Source organism: Serratia sp. (in: enterobacteria), assembly GCF_046715635.1.
Lineage (GTDB): Bacteria > Pseudomonadota > Gammaproteobacteria > Enterobacterales > Enterobacteriaceae > Chania.
Window position 1 is genome coordinate 1 of the sequence record NZ_JBKJYW010000264.1, and the last position, 11,709, is coordinate 11,709.

11 protein-coding genes are annotated in these 11,709 nt (G+C 55.2%); 7 read left to right on the plus strand and 4 right to left on the minus strand.

Going from position 1 to position 11,709, the window contains the following annotated elements:
* The first annotated feature begins 296 nt into the window (after window positions 1-296).
* The gene (locus ACLQ7H_RS13095; RefSeq protein ID WP_411753050.1) at window positions 297-758 is read left to right on the plus strand and encodes an NUDIX hydrolase; all 462 of its coding nucleotides are present in this window, start codon (window positions 297-299) and stop codon (window positions 756-758) included.
* Between the two features lie 53 nt (window positions 759-811).
* Here ACLQ7H_RS13095 and ACLQ7H_RS13100 read toward each other — a convergent pair whose 3' ends face one another.
* The 4 genes from ACLQ7H_RS13100 to ppiA all read right to left on the minus strand — a co-directional run bounded on the left by ACLQ7H_RS13100 (window position 812) and on the right by ppiA (window position 5,881).
* A complete protein-coding gene (locus tag ACLQ7H_RS13100; protein WP_411753051.1) occupies window positions 812-2,338 on the minus strand; it encodes a helicase HerA-like C-terminal domain-containing protein in 1,527 nt (508 codons plus the stop codon).
* A 191-nt stretch (window positions 2,339-2,529) separates the two neighbouring features.
* Window positions 2,530-3,255 carry a two-component system response regulator BtsR gene (btsR, locus tag ACLQ7H_RS13105; RefSeq protein ID WP_021181680.1) on the minus strand — a complete coding sequence of 242 codons (726 nt, stop codon included), beginning with the start codon at window positions 3,253-3,255 and terminating at the stop codon, window positions 2,530-2,532.
* Entirely contained in the window at window positions 3,255-4,940 is a 1,686-nt protein-coding gene (locus tag ACLQ7H_RS13110; RefSeq protein ID WP_411753052.1) for a LytS/YhcK type 5TM receptor domain-containing protein, read from the minus strand. The genes btsR and ACLQ7H_RS13110 overlap by 1 nt, the downstream gene beginning before the upstream one ends.
* 371 nt (window positions 4,941-5,311) lie before the next feature.
* Window positions 5,312-5,881: a peptidylprolyl isomerase A gene (ppiA, locus tag ACLQ7H_RS13115; RefSeq protein WP_411753053.1), complete on the minus strand. Its 570-nt coding sequence runs from the start codon at window positions 5,879-5,881 to the stop codon at window positions 5,312-5,314.
* 313 nt (window positions 5,882-6,194) lie between these two features.
* On the opposite strand from ppiA, the gene ACLQ7H_RS13120 reads away from it, so the two are divergent.
* The 6 genes from ACLQ7H_RS13120 to tsgA all read left to right on the plus strand — a co-directional run.
* Window positions 6,195-6,500, plus strand: a complete 306-nt coding sequence (locus tag ACLQ7H_RS13120; protein ID WP_411753054.1) for a PTS sugar transporter subunit IIB — start codon at window positions 6,195-6,197, stop codon at window positions 6,498-6,500.
* Between the two features lie 16 nt (window positions 6,501-6,516).
* Window positions 6,517-7,842 (plus strand): PTS sugar transporter subunit IIC, encoded by a 1,326-nt coding sequence (locus tag ACLQ7H_RS13125; RefSeq protein ID WP_411753055.1) that lies wholly within the window; start codon window positions 6,517-6,519, stop codon window positions 7,840-7,842.
* A 25-nt stretch (window positions 7,843-7,867) separates the two neighbouring features.
* On the plus strand, window positions 7,868-8,206 hold the full coding sequence (locus ACLQ7H_RS13130; protein ID WP_037411230.1) for a PTS lactose/cellobiose transporter subunit IIA: 339 nt from the start codon (window positions 7,868-7,870) through the stop codon (window positions 8,204-8,206).
* Window positions 8,203-9,513, plus strand: coding sequence for a 6-phospho-beta-glucosidase (locus ACLQ7H_RS13135; protein WP_411753056.1), 1,311 nt, complete (start codon window positions 8,203-8,205; stop codon window positions 9,511-9,513). Before ACLQ7H_RS13130 ends, ACLQ7H_RS13135 begins: the two co-directional genes overlap by 4 nt.
* A gap of 90 nt (window positions 9,514-9,603) precedes the next feature.
* Window positions 9,604-10,584 carry a LacI family DNA-binding transcriptional regulator gene (locus ACLQ7H_RS13140; protein ID WP_411753057.1) on the plus strand — a complete coding sequence of 327 codons (981 nt, stop codon included), beginning with the start codon at window positions 9,604-9,606 and terminating at the stop codon, window positions 10,582-10,584.
* Between the two features lie 234 nt (window positions 10,585-10,818).
* On the plus strand, window positions 10,819-11,709 hold an 891-nt coding region (gene tsgA, locus ACLQ7H_RS13145; RefSeq protein WP_411753058.1), incomplete at its 3' end, for an MFS transporter TsgA.

The following is an 11,709-nucleotide window of genomic DNA, read 5'->3' on the forward strand; positions in this document are numbered from 1 at the left end:
AGCATGTTTAAATTAACTTCGTGATTAAGGCTCGTTACGGCAGATATTGATTTGGGCCGATGACACAGGCCTTGCTGGAGTTTAACGCCCATAGCGGTGTGGAGCACAGGCTAATTTTCTGACTTAAAGCACTTTAAATCAGTAAAAAAGAGAATACCCTACTCCGGCTCGCGATGTAGCCCGTTCAGATAATCAGTGGGTTAATGTTCGACCCTGCACATTCAGCAACATTGCCACTTTGTCATCAGCCCGAAGCGACAAGGACACTCAACCCAGTGCCATAGGTAACCGTCGTCATGAATTACGTTGAAACCATAAGAAAGAAAATAGGCCACGATTTACTGTTGCTTGCCGGTGCTAATGTCGTCATAACACGTGATGATGGCAACATTCTTCTTCAACTGCGCCGTGATGGTAGCTATGGGTTGCCTGGCGGTTTGCTTGAACCTGGGGAGTCACTCTTACAGTGTGCCATTCGAGAAACTTATGAAGAGTGTGGGGTGCGTTTTTCTGACATGCAGTTCGTTGAGGTTTTCTCTGGGGCCGAGTATACGTTCACGCTGGCCAACGAAGACCAAATTAATGTTATCACCGCCGTATACTCTGCAAAATTAAAAGATGGCCGTGGAGAGATTGTCATTAATGATGATGAAAGTGAGGAGCTTAGCTTTTTTAGCCCCCTTTCCCTGCCTGATAATATGGATGAGGAATATCGGGTCTATATCGAGGCCTACCTTACAAGCATCATTAAGCCATAGGCGTGTCTAAGTAGGCGCTGCATGCCGCGCCCCCTACGTTAGAATTCACAGACCTACTTCTTGCGGCCACCCATGATCGAGCCTAAAACGCCGCGCAGGATTTGGCGCCCCAGATCGCGAGCCATGCTCTTGGCGGCGGTCTGTACGATGCCGTCGTGTTTACCACCGCGTGGCCCGGTGGAGCCGAATAGGATCTCGTTCAAACCACCCATCAAGCCACCGCCACTTTCCTGCCCAGCGGCCGATTTCTGAGCCGGTTGCCCAGGCTGTGGCGTACCCACAGTGGCAAAACCACCTGCGGCAAGTTTTTCATAGGCAGATTCACGATCCACCATATCTTCGTAGCGTCCGTAGAGCGGGGATTTATTGATGGCGCTGTTCATCCCTTCCGCCCCCAGCATGCCCATTTTCGAGTCCGGTGCGATCACCATCGCACGCTCCACCACGTTCGGCCGCCCTTTCTCATCCAGGAAGGAGACTAGTGCCTCGCCCACGCCTAACTCGGTGATTGCCGTTTCCGCATCAAATTCTGGATTGGCGCGCATAGTTTGTGCCGCCGCCTTCACCGCTTTTTGATCGCGAGGCGTAAAGGCCCTTAGCGCATGCTGGACGCGATTGCCCAACTGGCCCAGGACGCTGTCCGGGATATCCAAAGGATTCTGGGTGACAAAGTAGATGCCCACGCCTTTGGAACGGATCAGGCGAACCACCTGTTCAATTTTGGTCAGCAATGCCGGTGGCGCGTCGTTAAACAGCAGGTGGGCCTCGTCGAAGAAAAATACCAGCTTTGGTTGTTCCGGATCGCCCACTTCCGGCAAATGCTCAAACAACTCTGCCAGTAGCCACAGCAAAAACACCGCATACAGCTTCGGCTGGTTAATCAATTTATCCGCCGCCAGCAGGTTGATGATGCCGTGCCCGTTGGCGTCGGTTCTCATCAGATCGTTGATATCCAACATCGGCTCGCCAAAGAACTGATTGGCCCCCTGCTGTTCCAACGTCAGCAAACCACGCTGTATCGCCCCGACCGAAGCCGAAGAGATGTTGCCGTACTGAGTTTGGAACTGTTTGGCGTTATCCCCGACGTACTGCACCATCGCACGCAGGTCTTTCATATCCAACAGCAGTAAAGCGTTGTCATCGGCAATCTTAAACACCAATTGCAACACGCCGCTCTGCACCTCATTCAGATCCAGCAGGCGGCCAAGCAGCAGCGGGCCAAGATCGGAAATGGTAGCGCGGATGGGATGGCCCTTTTCGCCAAAAATATCCCAAGGGATCATGGAACAGGCTTGAGGTTGCCAGTCGCTAACGCCAATCGCCGCCAGCCGCGCTTGCAACTTCTCGGAGGGAACCCCTTCGGCCGCAATCCCCGACAGATCGCCTTTAACGTCCGCCAGGAAGACCGGAATGCCAATGCGCGAGAACTGCTCCGCCATCTTTTGCAGGGTGACGGTTTTACCCGTACCGGTCGCCCCGGTGATCAACCCGTGGCGGTTGGCCAGGGCAGGCAAAATGACCAGATCCTGTACCGGTTTCCCATCTTTCATCGCTTTGGCAATAATCCGTGCTTCGCTCATTTGCTGTTCCTATGACCCTATACGGCGCGAATGCGCCCGTTGATGTAATCAAGGCTATAAGCGCGACGTAAACCCGTCAAGGACAAACCAAAAGGACAACTTTAAGGTGCCCTAAGGTTGATGAAAAAATGGCAATATTGCTGAATGGGTTTTAAACGGGCGCAGCACCGATTGAAATATTATCAATAACGTTATCCGCGTAACCCCAACTCTTCTTTCAGCGATTTGAGATAGCGGCGGCTGACCGGTACCGGCTCCCCCACCGACATAATCATTTCCGCCGTGCCGCTTTCTTCAAAGCGGATCTCTTTGACCTGTTCAAGGTTCACCAGGTATTGCCGATGGCAACGCACCAGCGGCGTGCGGCTTTCCAGCGTGCGCAGCGTCAGCTCGGTAAAACACTCCATACCGTCATTACGCACCACATACACCCCGGTCGAGCGTGAGCGGATAGCAATCACCTCGTCGAAACGCAGCAGGTAAATCCGGCTGTGGCCGGTGCAGGGGATGTATTTCAGGTAGCCCGCGCTTTCGTCCAACGCCGCAATATTCTGCGGAGCACGGCGCTGATGCAGACGCTGCAGGGTTTTATTCAGCCGATTCGGCTCAGCCGGTTTCAGCAGGTAATCAAACGCATGCTGCTCGAAGGCCTGCACCGCGTATTCGTCATAGGCCGTCAGAAACACGATGTAGGGCATACGGTTCGGATCGAGCATGCCAACCATTTCCAACCCGCTAATACGCGGCATCTGGATGTCCAGGAATACCACGTCCGGTTGCAAACGGTGGATTTGGCTGATGGCCTCAATGGCATTGGCGCATTCACCAATAATGGTGATGCCCTCTTCCTCTTCCAACAGGTGGCGCAGGTTATCGCGGGCAAAGGGTTCGTCATCAACAATCAGTACGTTCAACATCAGGCGGCCCTCGCCAAGGGAACATTAAGGGTGATGCAGGTATAGGCTTCGGGCTCACAGGTAACCTGCACGCCATAATCATCACCATAGCGCACGCGGATACGCCGATCGACCAGGTTCATCCCCAACCCGCTGCCACCGGCCTGCTGACGGAACAACCCAGCATTATCAGTCACCTGCAATAACAAATGATCGCCCTCCAACCGCGCACCGATGTCGATACGGCCAATCCCCAACAGATGCGAGGTGCCGTGCTTAATCGCATTTTCTACAATCGGCTGTAGCGAGAAAGCCGGTAAACGCACCGCTAGCAATTCTTCCGGCAGCGAAACGGTGATCTCCAGCCGATCGGCAAAGCGGGCCTTTTCGATCTGCAGATAGGCATTCACATGTTCGATCTCGTCCGCCAAGCTCACCTCATCGTCGGAACGTTTGAGGTTTTTGCGGAAAAAGGTCGACAGATACTGCACCAGTTCGCAGGCCCGATCGCCATCGCGGCGGATCACCGCCACCAGCGTATTGAGGGCGTTGAACAGGAAATGCGGATTCACCTGGGCATGCAGCAGTTTTATTTCCGACTGAGCCAGCAGTTGTTTATGGCGCTCATATTGCCCGGCCATGATTTGCGCCGACAGCAGGCTGGCAATCCCTTCCCCCAGCGTGCGGTTGATGGTACTGAACAGCTTGGTTTTAGGTTCATACAGTTTGATGGTACCGATCACTCGCTGATTTTCACCGCGCAAAGGGATCACCAGAGTCGAGCCTAGTTTGCAATTGCCGTTGATGGAGCAGCAGTAAGAAAGCTCGTTGCCGTCGGCATACACCACCTCGTTGTTATCGATGGCACGATGGGAGTGGACCGAGGAGATCGGCGTACCCGGCAGATGGTGATCGTCACCAATGCCGATAAAGGCCAGCAGTTTGTCGCGATCGGTGATCGCCACGGCGCCGATGCCCAGCTCCTGATAGACCACCCGCGCCACCTTCATGCTGTTTTCCTGGTCAAACCCCTGACGCAGAATACCCTCGGTACGTTCGGCAATCTTCAACGCCTTGGAGGAGAAGGCACTGGTGTATTTTTCAAACATCGCCCGCCGATCCAGCAGGATCTGCATAAACATGGCGGCGCCGATGGTATTGGCGATCAGCATCGGCAGGACGATATGTTCCACCAGCAGTACCGCTTCAGGGAACGGGCGCGCGACGATCAGGATAATCGCCATTTGCAGCACTTCTGCCACCAGCGCAATGCCGGCGACAAACAGCGGATTGAACAGCAGATCGATACGCCCACGCCGCATGGCAATGCTGTGCACAATGCCGCCAACCAGCCCTTCGGCCACCGTGGAGATCGCGCAGGCGACGTCTGTCATGCCACCCAACGTATAACGATGCAAGCCGCCCGTCAGACCAACCAGGAAACCAACGGAAGGCCCACCCAGCAGCCCGCCCAACACGGCACCGATAGCGCGGGTATTGGCGATGGAGTCCTGAATATGCAGGCCAAAATAGGTGCCCATAATGCAGAACACCGAGAAAATGACGTAGCACAGCAACTTGTGCGGCAGGCGAATGGTGACCTGCATCAACGGAATAAACAGCGGCGTCTTGCTCAGCAAATAGGCAATGACGAGATACACGCACATCTGCTGTAGCAGCAGTAACACCTGGTTAAATTCGTACATAAAAACGGCTCATCCTGAACAACGGGGGCGATCGACAAGTGCCGGGTATCCGGTCTGGTTATATTCCCGTCGTCTTTCAAGCTGCAGCGTTGTTACCTGCACATAGCTATTCGGCCCATCCGTGGGCCTCACCCCTTCGGGGCCGCTGTGTACAGCGTTCAAATCTGTTCCCGACAGATTTGTCACCCCAGTCACTTACCCAAAAGTAAGCTCCTGGGGATGAGTAAGTTTGTCGCCTAGCTGCAACTTGAAATCCATAGGGTATAAAGGCGGGCAATTAAATCACGTGGGATCGAAAAAAACAGTGATGCAGGCAAACATTCAGGAGGGAAAAGCAGGCCGGCCCCCAGCTAGAGACCGGCTTGGGCGATTTATGGCAGCACTTTGGCCGACAGGATCACGATAGGTTTGCTCGGGACATTCTGGTAAGGGCCGACGTTGCCAGTGGGTACCTGGGAGATTTTATCTACTACGTCCATCCCTTTAACGATTTTGCCAAACACCGCGTAGCCAAAATCACGCTGGCCATGATCGAGGAACGCATTGTCTGCCACGTTCAGGAAGAACTGGCTGGTGGCGCTGTCTTTATCGGCGGTACGCGCCATGGAAATGGTGCCACGCAGGTTACGCAGGCCGTTGTCGGCTTCGTTCTTGATCGCTGTATTGGTGGTTTTCTGCTGCATATCCGCAGTAAAACCGCCGCCCTGAACCATGAAACCTGGGATCACGCGGTGGAAAACGGTGTTGTTGTAGTAACCGCTGTTCACGTAGTCAATAAAGTTCTTGGTTGAGACCGGTGCCTTCTGACTGTCGAGCGCCAATTCGATATTCCCTGCCGAGGTGGTCAGCATGACGTGGGTTTCACCGGCGGCTAATGCGGCAGGCGCCATAGCTGTCAGGGAACACAGCGCAACGAAGGTCACTAAAGTACGTTTGAACATGAACGGGTCCTTTCTTTGAGATACAAACAACGGAAAAGCGCTTTGATTCTAAAGAGCTGTGCCCGGTAGCGCCAGCCATTTACCTATATTTACTCAATTGCCAGACGTTTCTTACTGTGCCCGGCCTCATCCTGCGGACAGTATGATCCCCGTACTGATTTTTGCCAAGCCGATCACGCATTATTTGCCCGTTTTCGCCCTTCGTCGCTTTTTGCGACACAAATCCCGGTTTGGTTCTGCAATCCAGCTAGGCTAAATAAATGAGAGCGCTCTCATTTGCGCTGATAACCATAATAATACTGGAGAGCAATAAATGAAGAAGATAGTGCTGTGCTGTGCCGCGGGGATGTCCACCAGCATGCTGGTCAAACGCATGCAAACCGAAGCGCAAAAGCGCGAACTGACCGTGGAGATTGTGGCGGTACCGGCTGCGGATTTTGCAGCCGAGCTGCCCACCGCCAGCGTGGTGCTGTTGGGGCCACAGGTGAAGTACGAACTGGCCCGCTTCAGCCAGCTTGCCGAGCCGCATGGCCTGCAGGTTGCCGTCATCGACATGATGGATTACGGCACCCTGCGCGGTGACAAGGTATTAGACCAAGCCCTCAGCCTGATCGCCTGACGCCGCGGAGAACCCCATGAGCCTATACGCTTCCCTGATGCGCGTGGTCGAAAGCCATATCGCGCCACTGGCTGGCCGGATCGGTAGCCAACGCCATATTATTGCCATTCGTGACGGTTTTATCAGCGCCATGCCGTTTTTGATCGTCGGCAGTATCATGTTGATCGTTGCCAACCCGCCGTTTGACGCGAACACCACCTCCAGCTTTGGCCAAGCCTGGTTAGGATTCGCCAAGAAGCACTGGGACACCATCACCATGCCGTTCTTTATGACCATGGGGTTGATGAGCGTATTTGTCTCTATTGGTACCGCCTACAGTTTGGCAAAGCACTACGGAATGGACGCACTGACCGCCGCATTGCTGTCACTGATGGCATTTTTGCTGGCCTCTGCACCACAGGTCGACAACAAGATGTCCCTCGATTTTCTGGGTGGCCAAGGGGTATTCACTGCCCTGATCTGCGCCATTTGGTCAGTCGAACTGATCCGCCTGCTGAAAAAGTACAACATCACTATCCGCATGCCGGAGCAGGTTCCCCCTGCCATTGCTCGTTCGTTTGAACTGCTGTACCCGGTGGTGGGTATTCTGTTGACGGTCTACCCCGTCAGCCTCCTGATGCAGAGCGAATTCCAACTGCTGCTGCCCGCCGCGATTATGCAGGTGTTCCAGCCGCTGATTTCCGTTGGCGATACGCTGCCAGCCATCCTTCTGGCGGTGCTGATTGCCAACCTGCTGTGGTTTGCCGGTATTCACGGCGACAACATCGTGACCGGCCTGCTCAACCCGATCTTTATGGCGAACCTAGCGACCAACGCCGCGCTGGTCGCTAACGGTGCGGCCATGACCCAAACGCTGACCGCGCCATTCTGGTCATTCTATGTCTGTATCGGCGGCTCTGGCTCCACGCTGGTGTTGGCCTTCCTCTATCTACGCAGCCGCTCCATTCATCTGCGCACCATCGGCAAGCTGAGCGTGGTCCCGGCGGCGTTCAATATCAACGAACCGCTGCTGTTCGGTTCGCCGGTGGTGATGAACCCAACGCTGTTTATCCCGTTGATTGTGGTGCCGATGGTTAACGCCACTCTGGCTTATTTCGCCCTGCACTGGGACATGGTGGAGAAAATGGTGGCGATGGCCCCCTGGACCACTCCGGCACCGTTGGGTGCGATGATCTCCGCCTCCTGGGATATCCGTGCCGCCGTGTTGGTACTGGTGTTGATGGTGATAGACCTGGCGATCTGGCTGCCGTTCTTCAAAGTGTATGAAAAACAACTATTGGCGCAAGAACACGAGCAGGCCGGGGCTGAACGCGAAGCCAGCAACGCCGCCGCCGCGCAGTAACAGGAGAGATAACGTGACTGAACTGATGGCTGAAGTCAGCCAGGATTTTGAAAGCACCATTATGGAGTTGCTGGTCTTTGCCGGCAGCGCCCGCAGCAGCGCGCTGATGGCTTTGCAACAGGCCCGTGCCGGTGATTTCACCGGTTCCGCCGAACATATGGCCGAATCCAAGCAGGCGGTGAAGCAGGCCCACCGCATTCAAACCCAACTGATCGGCATGGACGAAGGCTGCGGCAAACTGGCCATCACCCTGATCACCGTCCACGCGCAGGATCATTTGATGAACGCCATGGTCATTCAGGATCTGGCCGATGACATGATCGAACTTTATCGCCGTCAGGTACAATTGGAGGCCCGCTCATGAGCGCATTAAAAATCGCCATTATTGGCGGCGGCAGCAGCTACACGCCGGAGCTGGTGGAAGGCCTGATCCTGCGAATTGAAGAGTTGCCGGTGACCGAGCTGGCGTTGGTGGACGTTGAACCTGGCCGGGAGAAGGTCGAGATCATTGCTGCATTAACCCAGCGTATGCTGGCCCGTAACGGCCTGGAGCAGGTGAAGGTCAGCGTGCATTTCGATCTGGACGAGGCCATTCGCGGTGCCAGTTTCGTGCTCACCCAGTTCCGCGTGGGTCAGTTGCCTGCCAGGGCAGCCGACGAACGCCTGGGGCTGAAATACCAACTGATCGGCCAGGAAACCACTGGCGTTGGCGGTTTTGCCAAGGCGCTGCGCACCATTCCGGTGATGCTGAATATCGCCCGCAAGGTTGAACAACTGGCACCCGATGCCTGGATCATCAACTTTACCAACCCGGCCGGCATCGTGACCGAAGCCGTTTCACGCTACACCAAGGCGAAAATCATCGGCCTGTGTAACGTGCCGATCAGCATGCATCACATGATCGCCAATATGCTGAAGGCCCCTTACGCCGAGGTACAGCTGCAATTCGCCGGGCTGAATCACATGGTGTGGGTCCACCAGGTGCTGCAAAACGGCAAGGACGTGACCGGCAAGGTGCTCGACATGCTGTGTGACGGCGCCGCGCTGACCATGAACAACATCAAGGAAGAGCCTTGGCCGCCGGAGTTCCTGCGCGCCGTTGGGGCGATCCCCTGCCCTTATCACCGCTATTTCTACCAGACCAAAGAGATGCTGGCAGAAGAGATTGCCGCCGCAGCCGAACGCGGTACCCGTGCCGAGCAGGTGATGAAAGTAGAGAAGGAGTTGTTCGAGCTGTATGCAGACCCACATCTCGACAGCAAGCCCGAGCAACTCAGTTTCCGTGGCGGTTCCTTCTATTCCGAAGTGGCGCTGGAGCTGATCCGGGCCATTCACAACAATCTCGGCACACAATTAGTGGTCAATACCGCAAACCGTGGCGCTATTCGCGGTTTGCCAGACGATGCTGTGATAGAAACCAACTGTATCGTCGATGCTCAGGGTGCCCATCCGCTGACGTTTGGCCAACTGCCGGAATCGATGCATGCGCTGACCCAGCAGGTTAAAGCCTATGAACGCCTGACGATCGAAGCCGCCGTACATGGCGATCGCCGCAGTGGGCTGCTGGCGCTGGTCACCAATCCCCTGGTCGCCAACGCCCAAATTGCCCAACCGCTGCTGGAAGAAGTGCTGGAGGTGAATAAAGCCTATTTGCCCCAGTTTAACCGATAACTATCAACACCGGGTTCGGCTCGCCGGACCCCCTTATCTCCTGTAATCTGGACAAGTGGAGGGGATAAGCCCGTAATCAGGAGCAGCAAAATGGTGACACTGGAAGATGTTGCGGCAATAGCGGGCGTATCCCGTGCGACGGTGTCACGCGTGGTCAACGGTGACAACAAGGTCAAAGCGCTCACCCGTGAGAAGGTTAAACAGGCGGTGGCCGAGCTTGGCTATACCCCCAACCCCGCGGCCAGGGCGTTGGCATCCAGCCAAAGCAACACCTTGGGCCTGGTCACCACCTCATACCGAGGGGGCTTCTTTGGTGCCCTGATGGATTTCGTCCAAACCGAAGCCGAGTCCAACGGTAAACAGTTGTTGGTAACCCAAGGCCGCAACAGTGCGCAAAATGAGCTATTAGCCATCCAACGCCTGTTCAGCCTGCGTTGCGACGGCGTGATCCTGCACGTGCGCTGTCTCAGTGACGATCGGCTACGCCAGTTGGCTGCCGAACAGCGTCCCTTTGTGCTGCTGGATCGCCTGGTGCCAGGCCTGGAAGATCGCTGTGTCACCTTCGATCACGTTTACGCCAGCCAGCTTGCTACCCAGCAGTTGATCGACGCGGGTCATCGGCGCATTGCCTGTATCAGCGGCCCAGCCCAGCGAGCCTCCAGCCAACAGCGGTTACAAGGGTTCCTCAATGCGATGCAGGCCGCCAATCTGCAACCGCTAGGCTGCCCTGAAGGGGTGTATGACCTGGAAAGTGGCTACCAGTGCGCTGACCAGCTGCTACGCAGCAAAGTGCTGCCTACGGCGATTTACTGCTGCAACGAAGAAATGGCGATTGGTGCCCTGCTGGCGATTAATGAGCGGCATTTGCGCGTACCGCAGGATATCTCGTTGATCTGTTATGACAGCGGCGAGCGAGCGCCTTTTGTCCGCCCGGCGCTCACCAGCGTGCATTTCCCCATTACCGAGATGGCGCAATATGCCGCTCGTCTGCTGATAGATCCACTGACCGCACCAGTGAGCTTTGAGCCGACCATCATCCAGCGCGATTCGATCGCCACACCCGGCAGTTGATCACATAAAAATCTAACAACCATTCATCCCTTGCATCAAAAAATCGACGCTCGTCACATAAACTCCCGTTGTCTATGCTAGGATCCGCCTCCTGGTGGCCTGATCGGGATCTTTTTCCAATTTTTACCAGGAAAAACCTGCGGCCTTATGCCAGCTTTAAACCCCAGGGATCTCAGGTTTCGGCCTGACGGCCCACGGGTATAAACCACAACAAAGATAATCAGGCCTATATACATGAATGACAGCAACCGCATCCGGCTAACCTGGATCAGCTTCTTCTCTTATGCGCTGACCGGTGCATTAGTGATCGTCACAGGGATGGTGATGGGAAACATCGCAGAGTATTTCAATCTGCCGGTTTCCAGTATGAGCAATACCTTTACCTTCCTTAACGCGGGTATTTTGATTTCAATCTTCCTCAATGCCTGGCTGATGGAAATCATTCCGCTTAAACGTCAGCTGATCTTTGGCTTTATCCTGATGCTGCTGGCCATCGCCGGGCTGATGGTGGGCAAAAGCCTGACTCTGTTCTCGCTGTGTATGTTTGTGCTTGGCGTGGTTAGCGGTATCACCATGTCGATCGGGACCTTCCTGATCACCCATATGTATGCGGGCCGCCAACGTGGCTCACGCCTGCTGTTTACCGACTCCTTCTTCAGCATGGCCGGGATGATCTTCCCGATCATCGCCGCAATGCTGCTGGCGCGCAGCATTGGCTGGTACTGGGTTTACGCCTGCATTGGGGTGCTGTACCTGGCCATCTTCGTGCTGACGCTGTGTTCCGAGTTCCCGGTTCTGGGTGACAAAGGGGAGAAAAGCAGCGAGCCGGTGGTGAAAGAGAAATGGGGCGTCGGCGTGCTGTTCCTGGCTATCGCCGCGCTGTGCTACATTCTTGGCCAATTGGGCTTTATCCAATGGGTACCGGAATACGCCACCAAAACCTTCGGCATGGATATTGACCATGCGGGCAAGATAGTCAGTAATTTCTGGACTTCTTACATGATCGGTATGTGGGTGTTCAGTTTCGTACTGCGTTTCTTTGACCTGCAACGCATCGTCACCGTGCTGGCCGCGCTGGCAACGGGTGCCATGTACCTGTTTATCAGCACCGATAATCCTGAGTAC